We start from the raw sequence: 14,743 nt of genomic DNA, 5'->3' as shown, positions 1-14,743 counted from the left end.
GCTCTACTCCATTAAGCCTTCAATCACTGCATTCAGTACAAGCCGCCCCTGCGCTGTCGCAGTAAGGCGGCTTTCTGATTTTTCGACCATACCGATATCGACCAAGTCGTTGATTTTCCGCAATGAAACTGGATTACCTGAAAGACTGGCAAATCGGTCAAGATCGATACCAGCGTCCCGCCGCAACCCCATTATCAAATATTCAAGCCCCTGCTCATGGTTGGGCACAGTGTGTCTGCTTTCGGCTCCGGCCTCTCCCTCTACACCAGCCAACCAGGCTGCTGGATTGGCAATGGCCTCCGTCGCATAGCGCGTCCCATCAAGCGTAAGGCGACCATGCGCACCAGGCCCAATTCCGGCATAGTCGCCAGCATTCCAATAAATGCAATTATGCCGTGATTCTTGCTCCTTTTGGGCATAGTTAGACACTTCGTAGGAGCGGTACCCTGCTGCTGCTGTCAACTCTTGGGTTGCCAAATACATATCTGCACCAAGGTCTTCGCTTGGCAATCCACGCAAAAGCCCGCGGCGAAAGCGGTCGCCGAATGCCGTGCCATCTTCGATGGTCAGTTGGTACAGTGACAAGTGGCCGCTTGCCATAGCCAGCGCCTCACGTAGCTCCATCGTCCACGCCTGAAGGCTTTGCTTTTGTCGGGCATAAATCAGATCAAAGCTGACCCGATCAAAGGTTTTTTGCGCAATCTTAATGGCCGCCTTCGCGTCCTCCACGCTGTGCAGCCGCCCAAGCGCCTTCAGGTCGACGTCGTTCAATGCTTGGACGCCGATGGAAACACGATTCACACCAGCATTTCTATACCCATTAAAGCGCCCAACCTCGACAGATCCGGGGTTCGCTTCCATTGTAATCTCGACATCATTGGCAAGGGTCCAAGTCTCTCTAACCTTGCCCAAAATGGCACTTACAAGCTCCGGCGCCATAAGGGACGGAGTTCCCCCACCAAAGAAAATGGTTTGAAGAACCCTACCTTTTGTTTGCGCTCCGACCCGCTCAATCTCGGCCAAAAACGCTGTTTCCCAGCGCCCCTGATCAACCTTTGCTGCGACATGGCTGTTAAAGTCACAGTAAGGGCATTTGGATTGGCAAAACGGCCAGTGAAGGTACAGGCCAAATCCGCCCAACTGCCAATCCTCGGTCGCAAAAGATGGTTTCACGTGAAACAACCAGTCACTAACTTGCGGAACGCATCGGCACGGTGGCTGATCTTGTTTTTCAGATCGGGGCTCATTTCCGCAAACGTCTCATTATATCCGTCCGGCTGGAAAATAGGGTCATAACCATGTCCAAGCGCCCCACGCATAGGCCAAACCACCGAACCCGCCATCTTTCCTTCAAAAACTTCATCGTGCCTATCTGGCCACGCCATCACAAGGGTCGAACAAAACTGCGCATTGCGCGGAAATGGCGCTGCGACCGCTTCCAGTTCCCGCCATGTCCGTTCCATCGCCATACCAAAATCGCGACCATTGGGTGTTTCGGCCCAATCCGCCGTATAAACACCCGGCGCCCCGCCCAGTCCATCAACGCAAATGCCCGAATCGTCCGCCAAGGCTATCAATCCCGATGCCTGTGCCGCCGCATGGGCCTTAATCCGCGCGTTTCCGACAAAATTGTCTTCTGTCTCCACCGGCTCCGGCAGGCCCAATGCACCCGCCGAAACCACTGAAACCCCAAACGGCTTCAAAAGATCGCTAATTTCGATCAGCTTTCCCGCATTATGCGTGGCAACCAGCAATTGCGTCCCATCAAACCTGCGCATTTAGGCCAATGCCGCTTTTTGTGCGCTGACCAGTTCGGCACAACCAGCCTCGGCCAAATCCATCAACTGCCCCATTTCATCGCGTGAGAATGTCGCCCCCTCAGCAGACATTTGCACTTCAATCAATCGGGCGGCACCCGTCAGAATGAAATTCCCGTCTGTCCCTGCATTCGAATCCTCGGCATAGTCCAAATCCAACACGGCTTGCCCAGCATAGATCCCGCAAGACACGGCAACCACATGGTCAATAATCGGATCAGACGTCACTAACCCCGCCTTAATCAGCTTGTTAACAGCCAAACGCAGGGCAATCCAACCGCCCGTAATCGATGCACAACGTGTCCCGCCATCGGCCTGCAACACATCGCAATCCACTACAATCTGCCGTTCGCCCAGTGCCCGACGATCAACGCCGGCGCGCAGCGCACGACCAATAAGGCGCTGAATTTCCTGTGTCCGCCCCGTCTGCTTGCCTGCAGCAGCCTCACGGCGGTTGCGTGTGTTGGTGGCGCGCGGCAGCATGCCATATTCCGCCGTAACCCAACCCTGACCTGTATTCTTCAAAAACGACGGTGCTTTGTCTTCTATCGAGGCGGAACACAGTACATGTGTTTCCCCCATTTTGATCAAACAAGACCCCTCGGCATGCTTCATCACACCTGTTTCAATGGTCACATTGCGCATTTGGTCTAGATTTCGTGCTGATGGCCGCATGGAACGCTCCTAAATATCAATTCATGCACAAATACCCACCCTGTGGATAAGGATGCAAGCGTCATTGACGAATGGACCCCGCTCTCTCTAATGTGCATGGCCCTTGGGAAACAAACCAATGACTGAACAAAACAAACGTGCTGCCCTTATGTCCGAGCTGAACGACCGCTCCCGAGAGGTGTTTCGCCGCGTCGTCGAAGGCTACCTGACGTCGGGCGAACCGGTTGGCTCGCGCACCCTTACCCGCACTCTTTCGGAAAAAATCAGCCCCGCGACCGTGCGTAATGTTATGCAAGATCTCGAATACCTCGGTCTTCTTGGCAGCCCGCACACCTCCTCTGGCCGCATACCCACCCAAACCGGCCTGCGGCTTTTCGTCGATGGTGTGCTAGAGGTGGGCGAGGTCGCGTCCGAAGACCGCAGCCTGATCGATGCCACGATGGGCGATGGCCATTCAGATGTTGGCGCCTTGCTCGATCGCGTTGGCTCGGCGCTGTCCGGCATTACGCAGGGCGCCAGTCTTGTCCTGACCCCGAAACACGAAGCGCCAATCAAGCATATCGAATTTGTTAGTCTCAGCGCCGATCGCGCCTTGGTGGTGCTGGTTTTTGCCGACAGCCACGTCGAAAACCGCGTTTTTACGCCGCCACCTGGCCAAACCCCCTCTTCGATGCGAGAGGCGGCAAACTTCCTGAACGCTTTGGCTGCCGGTAAAACCTTGTCCGAATTGCGCAAAACAGTCACGGCCGAGATTAAAACCCGGCGGCAAGAAATTGACATCCTCGCCCAGCAACTCGTCGAAACCGGCCTTGTTTTGTGGGAAAATGCCGGTGAGCAAAGTGAGCGGCTCATCGTCCGTGGCCGTTCTCACCTTCTCGACGGCACGACCGAAGCCCTCGACTTTGACCGCATTCGTCACCTTTTTGACGACCTTGAACGAAAGCGGGATATCGCCGAGTTTCTGGAACTGACCGAACAGGGCGAAGGTGTCCGCATTTTTATCGGCTCTGAAAACAAGTTGTTCTCACTTTCGGGCTCGTCTCTTGTCGTTTCCCCCTATATGAACGCTGATCGAAAGATCATTGGCGCTGTTGGCGTGATCGGTCCGACACGGTTGAATTATGGCCGCATCGTACCCATCGTTGACTACACAGCCCAACTTGTGGGTCGGCTAATTTCCGACCGGACAAGAGGATAAGGCAAGATGACTGAAACAAGGAAAGACGACATGGCCAACGATACCGCCGCAAAAGTAACCCTCGCCGATGCCCCAGAGGGTGATATTGACATGTCCGAATTTGGCGGCCCGGCCCCGACGGATGAACTCGACGCGCTGCGGGCAGAACGTGATGATTTCCGCGACCGCTTTATGCGCGCCCTTGCCGATGCCGAAAACGCTCGTAAGCGTGGTGAACGTGACCGTCGCGAGGCCGAACAATACGGTGGCTCCAAGCTCGCCCGCGATTTGCTGCCCGTTTATGACAACTTGCGCCGCGCCCTTGACGCTGCCACCGATCAGCATCGCGCCGAGGCTGCGGCGCTGATTGAAGGTGTCGAATTGACTCTGCGCGAACTGCTTTCGGTGATGACCAAGCACAATATGACCCCGATCATTCCCGACATCGGTGATCAGTTTGACCCGCAGATGCACCAAGCGATGTTCGAAGCGCCGGTTCCTGGCACCAAAGCAGGCCAGATCATTCAGGTTATGACTGAAGGCTTTTTGCTGCATGACCGCTTGTTGCGCCCCGCGCAGGTTGGGGTTTCGTCAAGCGTCGGTTAATGCTTTGATTAAGGAGCGGGGGGCTGTTTGCACCCCGCACCCCCCAAGGATATTTGAACCGAAAAGAAAGCCAAGCTATGATTTTAGCTGCGACTTTAGCTCATAGATCAGGCTCAACGCCTCCATAGGCGTCAACTGATCCGGCATCACGTCGCGCAATCGGTCCTCAACCTCGGAAGGTTTTGCGGCCTTTGCCACAGGTGCAGGCGGCAACATCCGAAACAGCGGCAAATCATCAATCAGCGCTTTTTGCTTACCGCCGCCATCCCGCTCACCCGCCTCAAGCGCCTCCAAGACCACTTTCGCGCGATCGGTCACCGCCTCCGGCAGGCCCGCAAGTCTCGCGACCTGCACACCATAAGACCGATCAGCCGCGCCCTTGCGCACCTCGTGCAAGAAAATCACGTCACCTTCCCACTCCTTGACGGTGACGGTCGCATTTTCCACGCCCGCCAGCTTGCCCGCCAGCGATGTCATCTCGTGGTAATGCGTGGCAAACAAGGCGCGGCATTGGTTTTTATCGTGTAAATATTCCAGCGTCGCCCAGGCAATCGACAGCCCGTCATAGGTTGCCGTGCCCCGTCCAATCTCATCCAGAATCACCAAGGCGCGCGCATCGGCTTGATGCAGAATCGCGGCTGTTTCCACCATTTCGACCATGAACGTGGACCGCCCACGCGCCAGATCATCCGATGCACCAACGCGGCTAAAAAGCTGACTAACAAGGCCAATATGGGCAGTTTTTGCCGGAACAAAGCTGCCCGCCTGCGCCAGCAGCGCGATCAGCGCATTCTGCCGTAGAAAGGTTGATTTACCCGCCATGTTTGGTCCGGTCAGCAACCAAATTGCCGCTGTATCACCTGCCGAAACATCACAATCATTCGCTACAAATTGCGCCCCACCTTGTTTTCGCAACGCACGCTCTACAACAGGGTGCCGCCCGCCTTCAATCTTGAAGGCGCGGCTGTTATCGACCACGGGTTCCGCCCAATTTTCCTCAGCTGCCAAATCTGCAAAAGCTGCGGCCAAATCAATCTCGGCAATCGCGCGAGCCGTTGCAGACAGTGCCGCTGCACTGTCAAGAATGGCCTGTCGCAGGCTGGAATAGTGACGTTTTTCGATTTCCAGCGTCAGGTTGCCAGCATTCAGAATTTTGGTTTCCATCTCTGATAGCGGCACAGTCGTAAACCGGACCTGCCCCGCTGTGGTTTGGCGGTGGATGAACGTCTCGGACAGTGGCGCCGACAGCATTTTGTCGGCATGTGTTGATGTCACATCGACGAAATACCCCAGCACATTGTTGTGCTTGATCTTCAAGGCGCCAATTCCGGTTTGCGCCACGTAATCGGCCTGCATCGCCGCAATCACCGCGCGGCCTTCGTCGCGCAGTTTTCGCGCCTCATCCAATTCGGGGTCATATCCCGCCGCGATAAAGCCGCCGTCGCGGGGCAGCAGTGGCGGCTCGGCAACCAAAGCTGCATCAAGCAGCGCATACAGCGCGTCATGCCCAATCAAAGCACTGGCGGCGTGTTGCAAAAGATCGGGGCCTTTGTCGGCAATCGTTTTATGCAGCGCCTTGGCCTGCTCCAATCCCGTTCGTATCGCGGTTAAATCGCGCGGGCCGCCCCTATCCAACGCAAGCCGTGACAATGCACGATCCGTATCGGGGCAGCGCCGCAGAAAATCCCGCAGATCAGTCCGAAAGCGGCTCTGTTCATGCAAATAACGAACCATATCCAAACGGTCTTGGATCGTGATTAGATCCCGTGATGGTGCCGACAGCCGGCGTTCCAGCAAGCGTCCGCCTGCCGCTGTCAGGGTGCGGTCGATCGCCGACAGTAAAGACCCTTCTTTGCCACCCGACAGTGCCGAAGTGATTTCAAGGTTCCGCCGGGTCGATGCATCGATTTGCATCAATCCTCCGGGATCTTCCTGGACCGGGGTCCGTAACAAGGGCAAATTGCCGCGCTGCGTTAGGTCAAGGTAATCCACCAGCGCACCCATCGCAGAAACCTCGGCGCGGTCAAACTGGCCAAAAGCATCTAGAGACGCGACGCCAAACAGGTCACACAGCTTGCGTTCGGCGCCCGTGCTATCAAAACTCGACTTCGCAAGCGGGGTGAGTGAGGGTCCGTCATCCAGTGTCAGGTCAAAGCCGTCTATTACCAGCAACTCTTTGGGTGATAAGCGCGCGAGTTCGGGACCCAAACGGGTTGCAGGGCAGGTAATAACGCGAAATTCGCCAGTCGAAATGTCGCACCACGCAAGGGCAGAACTGTCTCTAACTTCGCTGAATGCCGCCAGAAAGTTGTGTCGGCGGGCATCTAACAACGTGTCTTCGGTCAGCGTGCCTGGGGTGACAAGGCGCACAACATCGCGGGCAACAACCGATTTTGCGCCGCGCTTCTTGGCCTCGGCAGGGTTTTCCATTTGCTCGGCAATCGCGACGCGAAACCCTTTGCGGATCAGCGTCAGCAAATACCCTTCGGCGGCATGCACGGGCACCCCGCACATCGCGATATCTTCGCCCAGATGTTTGCCGCGTTTGGTCAGCGCAATGTCCAAGGCTGCGGCCGCATTGACCGCGTCCTCAAAGAACATTTCATAGAAATCGCCCATCCGGTAAAACAGCAGCGCATCCCTGTGCCGCGCCTTTATCTCCAGATATTGCGCCATCATTGGCGTCACGGTTTCTGTGTTCACGGCCCACCCCCTGGTTTGGCCCTGACCCTACAAAACCATAGGGCACGGGGGAAGGGGCTTTGGCAAACCCTGCTAAATCAGGTAGACCTTTGGCAGTGAAATAGGACATCTTGGGGTTTAGCGACCTCGCCGCCCAAAGTTGTAAGAAGAATGCGCAATCAGATCAGCTTTACCCAACCGTCACAGGATTTGTTCCTGAATCCCGCCCAAGAGGTGGGCATGTCGCTGTTGCGCCCTGCTGACTTTGTCTGGCGGCCGGTGGAACCTGCGTTGATACAAGGCTTTGCCGTAAGCGCGCATGCCGAGATTAACCACAAGATCCAAGCCTATCTGACTGTCATGGATCGTCACAAAGCCTTTTCCAAAGCGATCGAGTTCAACACCGTTCCCGTCCTCTTGCAGCAAGCGTCTTTTCGCAAATCCTTTTCGCTGGTCAATGGTAAGTGCCTGCTAAGTGGGGCGTCAGGCATTCGCCTTTTGAACCGTTACTGTTGGGAAAACGAGGATGATGATTTTGATCCCGAAGATCAGCTTGTTGCCTATTTTCAGCAATGTCAGAGCCTGAATACCACTGCCAGCATCCCCCTTTGGCAAGGCGGCCACCCCGCGAGTATTGCCATCGCGATCGAATGTCGGAACACCTTCAACTACTACCATTTCATCACAGAATCCCTCTCACAGCTTGCGGCTTTGGTTGATGCTGGCTTCCAAGGCGATGTCTTTTTCCACTTCCCCAACAACCCAGATAAAACCCGCCCTTTTGTCATGGATTTCGTCGCCGCGTTGTTCCCCGAACTGGATGGCCGCGTTTTCCTTGAACGTTCGCCCAAAGACTATGATCTTGTGATCACAGCCTTCGACTTCTTTTGCGCCTATTTCCAGTTTCCTCCTGATGTCGTCGGCTCTGTGACCGAATTTGCCCCCTCCGACGCCATGTTTCGTGGGCACGATGCCTACCGCGGCTCGCAAGCCATTTTGTCGATGAACAGCTTCCACTCGGGTCTAACCGCCTTACGAAAACGCGCGCTTCAGGCAATAGATGGAAAGGATTTCAGCTACTTACCCAAGCGCTTCTTTGTGGGCCGTGATGATCGCAAAAGCCGCAAACGCGATATGAGTGGCGGGGAAAAGCTGTATGAAATGCTTCAACTGTTCGGCTTCGACTATGTTGTGTTTGAAAGCCTGACCCCGCTGGAACAAATTGCGATCATGGCGAATGCGGACATGATGGTCTCGTATCACGGTGCCGGTTTTACCAATATGCTGTTCGCTGGCCCGCAAGCCTATGTGCTAGAGCTCGGCACCCTGCAAACTGCCGTATTTCGTTGGGGCGATTTTCGCAGCCTCGCCCATGCATCGGGCTGTCGTTACGTCAGCTTCTTTGCGGATTTCAACAAACCCGACCCGCTGACCAGCCCCTCCTTTGATCTGGACGGAATTGTTCCCGTCGCTTTGTCCGATGGTGGGGTAGCCGAGGTGATGAGCTTTATCGTCTCTATTATGGGTAAACTGCCGCAACTTTCCACGGCGCAAAGCCTTTACCCCCTTGTTCATCGCCTGATGGCTGTACGCGAATATGACCGCGCTTGGCAGCTCCTCGAAAACCATAATCACCTCATAAATGGCCATCTTGGTCTTTGCCTTGCAAAGGCCGATTGCCACAAGCACCGGCAAGAAAATCACTCAGAACTCTTTGCGCTTCACCTTGCCTATGAGGCGGACCGAGAGCGCTGGCAAACGCTTGTGCGCATGATTTGGTGTGCGAAAAAATGCGACAAACCCGATGTGATCACATGGGCGCTTGCCTGTCTTCGCCACGATTTCCCCAAACGCTATGCAGCCCTGACCAAATCCAAGCCATGGATGTTGCAGCTTGCCTAGCCGCAATTGGGCCAAAGCGCCTGTGTTCAAAACTGTCTGGCGCTAACAGCGTTGTGCCCTGCGCTGCCGCCCCCTAATATTGCGCAAATCAGTCAGGATATCGCAAATATGTCGTCCAAAACCCGCGTAACCCCCGAAGAGGCGCTTGCCTATCACCTAGAGCCCAAGCCCGGTAAATACGAAATCGTCGCGACCACGCCTATGGCCACGCAGCGCGATCTGTCGCTCGCCTATTCGCCGGGTGTCGCCGTGCCGGTTCAGGCCATCGCCGACAATCCTGAAACCGCTTATGACTATACCGTCAAGGGCAACATGGTCGCCGTTATTTCCAACGGCACCGCGATTCTGGGCATGGGTAACCTTGGCGCGCTGGCCTCGAAACCGGTGATGGAGGGCAAGGCGGTGCTGTTCAAGCGTTTCGCCGATGTGAACGCCATTGATATCGAACTCGACAGCGAAGATCCGGATGAAATTATCAAAGCTGTGGCGATGATGGGCCCCACCTTTGGCGGCATTAACCTTGAAGATATCAAGGCCCCGGAATGTTTCATCATTGAACAACGGCTCAAGGAAATCATGGATATCCCTGTGTTCCATGATGATCAGCACGGCACTGCTGTGATTTGTGCCGCAGGCCTTATCAACGCGCTTGAACTGTCAGGCAAGAAAATCGGCGATGTTCGGATCGTTTTGAACGGGGCAGGGGCGGCGGGCATCGCCTGCCTCGAACTCCTCAAATCCATGGGCGCGAAACACGATAATTGCATCATGTGCGATACCAAGGGCGTGATCTACCAGGGTCGCACCGAAGGCATGAACCAATGGAAATCGGCCCATGCCGCCAACACTGATCTGCGCACATTAGAGCAGGCAATGGACGGTGCCGATGTCTTCCTTGGTGTCTCGGCCAAGGGCGCTGTTACACCTGAAATGGTCACGAGTATGGCGGAAAACCCTGTTATTTTCGCAATGGCCAACCCCGATCCTGAAATCACGCCCGAGGAAGCACACGCCGTGCGCCCCGATGCCATCGTCGCCACAGGCCGCTCGGATTACCCAAATCAGGTGAACAACGTTCTTGGCTTTCCCTACCTGTTCCGCGGCGCGCTGGATATCCACGCCCGTGCCATCAATGACGAAATGAAAATCGCTTGCGCCAATGCTTTGGCAAAACTGGCGCGCGAGGATGTGCCGGATGAGGTGGCAATGGCCTACGGTCGCAAACTGTCGTTTGGCCGTGATTACATCATCCCCACGCCGTTCGACCCGCGTCTTATCTATGTGATTCCACCCGCAGTGGCCAAGGCCGGCATGGATACCGGCGTCGCACGCCGCCCGATTATTGACCTGCACGCCTATGAACTCAGCCTGAAATCACGGATGGACCCAACCGCGTCGATCCTGCAAGGCATCCACGCCCGCGCCCGTCAGGCACAGGCACGGATGATCTTTGCCGAAGGCGATGACCCCCGTGTTTTGCGCGCTGCCGTTGCCTATCAACGCGCGGGTCTTGGCAAGGCAATCGTCGTGGGCCGCGAGGCTGATGTGCGTGAAAAGCTGGAAACCGCCGGATTGGGCGAAGCGGTGCGTGAGCTGGAAGTGGTGAACGCCGCTAACACCCGCCATTTGGAAACCTACCGCGAGTTTTTGTACAAACGCCTGCAACGCAATGGCCACGACCGCGCCGATATCCACCGCCTTGCCGCGCGCGACCGCCATGTGTTTGCGTCCCTGATGCTGGCGCATGGTCACGGCGACGGGTTGGTAACGGGGGCCACGCGCAAATCGGCGCATGTACTGTCGCTGATCAATCATGTGTTTGATGCCAAGGCGACCGATGGGGCCGTTGGTGTGACGGCGCTGTTGCACAAGGGCAAAATCGTGCTGATCGCCGATACGCTGGTCCATGAATGGCCCGAACCAGAAGATCTGGCAACCATCGCCACCAAAGCCGCAGGCGTCGCCCGCAATCTGGGGTTAGAGCCGCGCGTGGCCTTCGTCTCTTTTTCCACCTTTGGTTATCCGGTGTCGGAACGCGCCACCAAAATGCATCTCGCGCCAAAGGTGCTGGATCAGCGCGGCGTTGATTTCGAATACGAAGGCGAAATGACCGTCGATGTCGCCCTCAACCCTGATGCCGCGGCGCATTACCCTTTCAGCCGCCTGACAGGCCCTGCCAATATTCTCGTCGTTCCCGCCCGCCACTCTGCGTCCATTTCGGTCAAGTTGATGCAGGAAATGGCCGGTGCCACCGTGATCGGCCCAATCCTCACAGGCCTAAAACGCCCCGTTCAAATCTGCAGCACGGCCTCAACCGTCAATGACATCTTGAACATGGCGGTTCTCGCCGCCTGCAAAGTCGGGTAAAACAACTTGACGGGGCCTTACACGCCCCGTTTCATCTGTTCACAAATATCCCGGGGTCCGGGGCAGTGCCCCGGTCCTGCCCTGTGCCACCCAAAAAGGCACTGATATGGCGATCTATACCCTCGGCTCGATCAATATCGACCATGTCTACCGTGTGCCGCATCTTGCACGGCCAGGTGAAACCCTTGCCGCCACCGACTATTCCAAAGGTCTGGGCGGCAAAGGCGCAAACCAATCGGTCGCCGCCGCCAAAGCAGGCGCCAAGGTTTTCCACATCGGCGCAATGGGCCGTGATGCCAACTGGGCGCTCGAAGAACTTACCAACTACGGCGTTGATGTGACGAACATCGCCAATATCAACACGCCCACCGGCCACGCCATCATTCAGGTCGACCCGTCAGCCGAAAACACCATCACTCTTTTCCCCGGCGCCAACCGTCAAATCTCCGACTCCCACGTTGCCTGCGCCCTCGCCTCGGCTCGTCCCAGCGACATTCTCCTGATGCAAAACGAAACCTCGGCACAATCCGCCTCCCTTCGCCTCGCCGCCGATATGGGCCTGCGCATTCTCTACACGCCCGCCCCTTTCGACCTTGCTGCCTTGCAAGAGGCGATCCCCCACGCCACCCTTCTGATGATGAATGAATGGGAAGCCGCCGAAATGGTCGACGCCCTCGGCCATCTGCCAGAGTGCGACGTGATCATCACCAAAGGCGCGGATGGCGCGGAATGGCACAGCCTCAACGCACCCCCCCTCACCCTCCCGGCCTTCCCCGTAACGCCCGTCGATACAACAGGCGCAGGCGATTGTTTCGCAGGCACAATCGCCGCCGCCCTTGATGCCGGCCTCTCTCGCGAACACGCGCTTCAACGCGCCACCGCCGCCGCCGCCCTTCAGGTCACCCGCAACGGCGCCGCATCGGCCATGCCAACCGCGGCCGAGGTCGACAGCTTCCTCAGCACAGCCCCTTAATGGGCAAAAGCCGCCGCTTTGCCCCAAAGCTGCTTCACGCGCTTGTCCCGCCCGCAGGCTGTCCGGTAAAACTTATACGCCTCTGATTGCGCTTTGGGCCCGCGTCGCGTGATCACGATATTGCTGCCCTTGTAATAATCCTGATGATACGCTTCGGCCTTATAAAACCGCCCCGCATCCACCACTGGTGTCACAATCTTGCGCCGCAAATCCGCCGCCGCGCGTCCCTTTTCGGCCTCGGCCACCGCCTTTTGCCCAGCGTTCAGCGGAAACACCGCCGTGCGGTAACTGTCGCCACGGTCACAAAACTGCCCCCCTGCATCCGTCGGATCGACCGACCGGAAAAACAGCTCTAAAATCTTGGCATAGCTGACCTTGGCATTATCAAACGTAATCTCGACCGCCTCGTAATGCCCCGTCCCGCCCTTCCCAACCTGCTTATAGGTCGGGTTCGCCGTCGTCCCCCCGGTATAACCAGACACCACCGATTTCACGCCCGGCACAGATTCAAAATCCGACTCCACACACCAAAAGCAGCCACCTGCCACAATCGCTCTTTCCGTTGCCGCCTGCGCGCCACCCGCCGTCATCGCCAACGCCAGTAAAACCCATTTCATCATAACCAATCCTCCATGTCCCCCATGCTTGCCTCGCCCAATGCCCATAAATCAACTCAACACTCCTGTTGTCACGGCAAGGTGATGCTCCTAACCTGCCGCAAAACAGGGGGCTATATGACTGACCACATCACCACCCACGCCGCCGAAGAAGACGCGCGCAATGAACAAATCCTCATCTGGCTGAACGGCAAACTCCTGCCCAAGGCGCAAGCGCTCGTCTCGGTCTATGACAGCGGCTTCATGCTCGGCGATGGCATCTGGGAAGGTCTGCGCCTCTATAACAACACTTGGTCTTTCGCCGATGAACACCTCGATCGACTGTTCGAGGCGGCAAAAGCCATCGACCTAAATATCGGTATGACCCGCGCCCAACTCCTGACCGCCCTCACCGATACTCAGGCCGCAAATCACATGACCACCGATGCCCACGCCCGCCTTATGGTCACGCGCGGGGTCAAAACCCGCCCCTTCCAACACCCCAGCCTATCGCGCCAGGGGCCAACCATCACCATCATCATGGAACACTCGCGCCCCAAAATCCCGCGCCCGATCCGCCTCGCCACAGTGCCCCATATGCGTGGCCTGCCCATGACCCAGGACCCGAAACTTAACTCCCATTCCAAACTCAACTGCATCCTCGCCTGCATCGCCGCCGAAAAGGCCGGCGCGGACGAGGCGCTGATGTTAGATGCCCACGGTTTCGTAAACACCACCAACGCCTGCAACTTCTTCATCGTCAAAAAAGGCGCGGTTTGGACCAGCACGGGTGACTACTGCATGAACGGCATCACCCGCCAAAAGGTCATCGACCTGTGCCGCGCCAACGACATTCCCGTGTTTGAACGCAACTTCTCATTGGTCGATACTTACTCGGCGGATGAAGCGTTTCTGACAGGCACCTTCGGCGCCCAAACCCCCGTCAGCCAAATCGACGGCCGTCAAATCGGTACAGGCGACATGGGCCCCGTCACCCAACGCCTGCGCACTCTCTACAAAACCCTCGTCGGTGCCTAACCCCGCCCCGCGCCTTTTTCTGTTAAAAAATATCCCACGGGGGTGCGGGGGTGTGAAACCCCCGCTCGGTCCGTCAATAAAACGGAATTCTTACTATGAAAATCGCCATGTGGTCCGGCCCCCGCAACCTCTCAACCGCCTTGATGTACAGCTTTGCGGCAAGGGGCGATTGCGCCGTGGTCGATGAACCCTTTTACGCTGCATACCTCGCGCAAACCGGCATCATCCACCCGATGAACGCCGAAATTCTCGCCAGTCAGCCCACCAATCCGGCACAGGTCGCGGCCCAACTCACCGGCCCTAACCCCGCCCAGCACCCGATTTTTTACCAAAAACACATGACCCACCACATGCTGCCAAACATGGACCTTGGGTGGATGGAAAGTTGCGAAAACGTCTTCCTCATCCGCCACCCCGCCCGCGTCATTGCCTCCTATGCCCGTAAACGGCAGGGGCCAACCCTCACCGACATCGGCTTTCCGCAACAAGCCGCCTTGTTTGAACGCGAATCCAACCGTCTCGGCCGCGCGCCCATCGTGATCGACAGCTATGATATCCGCGCCAACCCCGCCGCAATGCTGGCCAAGCTCTGCACGGCGCTGAACATCCCTTACACTGACAAAATGTTAAACTGGCCCGCAGGCGGCCACGCGTCCGATGGCGTCTGGGCCTCCCATTGGTACGGCGCGGTTCACCGCTCAACGGCGTTTGAGGAGGCTGAAGGCCCGGTCCCAACTCTTCCGCTCGAATACACAGACCTTCTGGCAGCGGCCCTTCCGCTTTATGATGCGATAAAGGCGTTCAAACTTCCCGCGCCCTAAGGGCAAAATTATTGCCTCGGTCTGAAACTTTTTGCCAACCCCATCCGTAGCTTCGCCTGTGATACCCGAAACCATCAAAGGAAAGCTCT

Annotated in this window: 12 protein-coding genes; 7 read left to right on the top strand and 5 right to left on the bottom strand. The window is 56.8% G+C overall.

Annotated elements, in window-relative coordinates; translation table 11 throughout:
• Window positions 1–3: 3 nt before the first annotated feature.
• The 3 genes from hemW to rph are packed head-to-tail and all read right to left on the bottom strand — an operon-like array spanning window position 4 to window position 2,492.
• Complete coding sequence (gene hemW / locus G560_RS0107540; RefSeq protein ID WP_022703707.1) at window positions 4–1,173, bottom strand: radical SAM family heme chaperone HemW; 1,170 nt, start codon at window positions 1,171–1,173, stop codon at window positions 4–6.
• Window positions 1,170–1,778, bottom strand: a complete 609-nt coding sequence (rdgB, locus tag G560_RS0107535) for an RdgB/HAM1 family non-canonical purine NTP pyrophosphatase (RefSeq protein WP_022703706.1) — start codon at window positions 1,776–1,778, stop codon at window positions 1,170–1,172. The genes hemW and rdgB overlap by 4 nt, the downstream gene beginning before the upstream one ends.
• Entirely contained in the window at window positions 1,779–2,492 is a 714-nt protein-coding gene (gene rph / locus G560_RS0107530; protein ID WP_022703705.1) for a ribonuclease PH, read from the bottom strand.
• Window positions 2,493–2,610: 118 nt separating this feature from the next.
• Between rph and hrcA the strand changes: the two genes are divergently transcribed.
• The gene (gene hrcA, locus G560_RS0107525) at window positions 2,611–3,690 is read left to right on the top strand and encodes a heat-inducible transcriptional repressor HrcA (RefSeq protein ID WP_022703704.1); all 1,080 of its coding nucleotides are present in this window, start codon (window positions 2,611–2,613) and stop codon (window positions 3,688–3,690) included.
• A 6-nt stretch (window positions 3,691–3,696) separates the two neighbouring features.
• The gene (locus tag G560_RS0107520; protein ID WP_028913846.1) at window positions 3,697–4,275 is read left to right on the top strand and encodes a nucleotide exchange factor GrpE; all 579 of its coding nucleotides are present in this window, start codon (window positions 3,697–3,699) and stop codon (window positions 4,273–4,275) included.
• Window positions 4,276–4,350: 75 nt separating this feature from the next.
• On the opposite strand, the gene mutS is transcribed toward G560_RS0107520, so the two are convergent.
• Entirely contained in the window at window positions 4,351–6,978 is a 2,628-nt protein-coding gene (gene mutS / locus G560_RS0107515; RefSeq protein WP_022703702.1) for a DNA mismatch repair protein MutS, read from the bottom strand.
• Between the two features lie 150 nt (window positions 6,979–7,128).
• On the opposite strand from mutS, the gene G560_RS0107510 reads away from it, so the two are divergent.
• The 3 genes from G560_RS0107510 to G560_RS0107500 all read left to right on the top strand — a co-directional run bounded on the left by G560_RS0107510 (window position 7,129) and on the right by G560_RS0107500 (window position 12,199).
• Window positions 7,129–8,859 carry a glycosyltransferase family 61 protein gene (locus G560_RS0107510; RefSeq protein ID WP_022703701.1) on the top strand — a complete coding sequence of 577 codons (1,731 nt, stop codon included), beginning with the start codon at window positions 7,129–7,131 and terminating at the stop codon, window positions 8,857–8,859.
• A 108-nt stretch (window positions 8,860–8,967) separates the two neighbouring features.
• A complete protein-coding gene (locus G560_RS0107505) occupies window positions 8,968–11,226 on the top strand; it encodes an NADP-dependent malic enzyme (protein WP_028913845.1) in 2,259 nt (752 codons plus the stop codon).
• 106 nt (window positions 11,227–11,332) lie between these two features.
• Entirely contained in the window at window positions 11,333–12,199 is an 867-nt protein-coding gene (locus G560_RS0107500; RefSeq protein WP_022703699.1) for a ribokinase, read from the top strand.
• On the opposite strand, the gene msrA is transcribed toward G560_RS0107500, so the two are convergent.
• Window positions 12,196–12,816, bottom strand: coding sequence for a peptide-methionine (S)-S-oxide reductase MsrA (msrA, locus tag G560_RS0107495; protein ID WP_081647624.1), 621 nt, complete (start codon window positions 12,814–12,816; stop codon window positions 12,196–12,198). The genes G560_RS0107500 and msrA overlap by 4 nt on opposite strands.
• A gap of 117 nt (window positions 12,817–12,933) precedes the next feature.
• Here msrA and G560_RS0107490 point away from each other — a divergent pair, with 117 nt between their 5' ends.
• A complete protein-coding gene (locus tag G560_RS0107490) occupies window positions 12,934–13,833 on the top strand; it encodes a D-amino acid aminotransferase (protein ID WP_022703697.1) in 900 nt (299 codons plus the stop codon).
• A gap of 95 nt (window positions 13,834–13,928) precedes the next feature.
• Window positions 13,929–14,654, top strand: a complete 726-nt coding sequence (locus tag G560_RS0107485) for a sulfotransferase-like domain-containing protein (protein WP_022703696.1) — start codon at window positions 13,929–13,931, stop codon at window positions 14,652–14,654.
• The last annotated feature ends 89 nt before the right edge of the window (window positions 14,655–14,743 follow it).

The organism is Pseudorhodobacter ferrugineus DSM 5888, from assembly GCF_000420745.1.
GTDB classification, from domain to species: Bacteria; Pseudomonadota; Alphaproteobacteria; order Rhodobacterales; family Rhodobacteraceae; genus Pseudorhodobacter; species Pseudorhodobacter ferrugineus.
The sequence above is the reverse complement of the archived record's forward strand: the minus strand, read 5'-3'. Positions and strand labels throughout refer to the sequence as shown.

What these genes read in the sequence shown, in the direction of transcription:
- rdgB (WP_022703706.1), bottom strand. Translation starts at nt 1,778, where the DNA reads ATGCGCAGGTTTGATGGGACGCAATTGCTGGTTGCCACGCATAATGCG.
- rph (WP_022703705.1), bottom strand. Translation starts at nt 2,492, where the DNA reads ATGCGGCCATCAGCACGAAATCTAGACCAAATGCGCAATGTGACCATT.
- hrcA (WP_022703704.1), top strand. Translation starts at nt 2,611, where the DNA reads ATGACTGAACAAAACAAACGTGCTGCCCTTATGTCCGAGCTGAACGAC.
- G560_RS0107520 (WP_028913846.1), top strand. Translation starts at nt 3,697, where the DNA reads ATGACTGAAACAAGGAAAGACGACATGGCCAACGATACCGCCGCAAAA.
- G560_RS0107510 (WP_022703701.1), top strand. Translation starts at nt 7,129, where the DNA reads ATGCGCAATCAGATCAGCTTTACCCAACCGTCACAGGATTTGTTCCTG.
- G560_RS0107505 (WP_028913845.1), top strand. Translation starts at nt 8,968, where the DNA reads ATGTCGTCCAAAACCCGCGTAACCCCCGAAGAGGCGCTTGCCTATCAC.
- G560_RS0107500 (WP_022703699.1), top strand. Translation starts at nt 11,333, where the DNA reads ATGGCGATCTATACCCTCGGCTCGATCAATATCGACCATGTCTACCGT.
- msrA (WP_081647624.1), bottom strand. Translation starts at nt 12,816, where the DNA reads ATGAAATGGGTTTTACTGGCGTTGGCGATGACGGCGGGTGGCGCGCAG.
- G560_RS0107490 (WP_022703697.1), top strand. Translation starts at nt 12,934, where the DNA reads ATGACTGACCACATCACCACCCACGCCGCCGAAGAAGACGCGCGCAAT.
- G560_RS0107485 (WP_022703696.1), top strand. Translation starts at nt 13,929, where the DNA reads ATGAAAATCGCCATGTGGTCCGGCCCCCGCAACCTCTCAACCGCCTTG.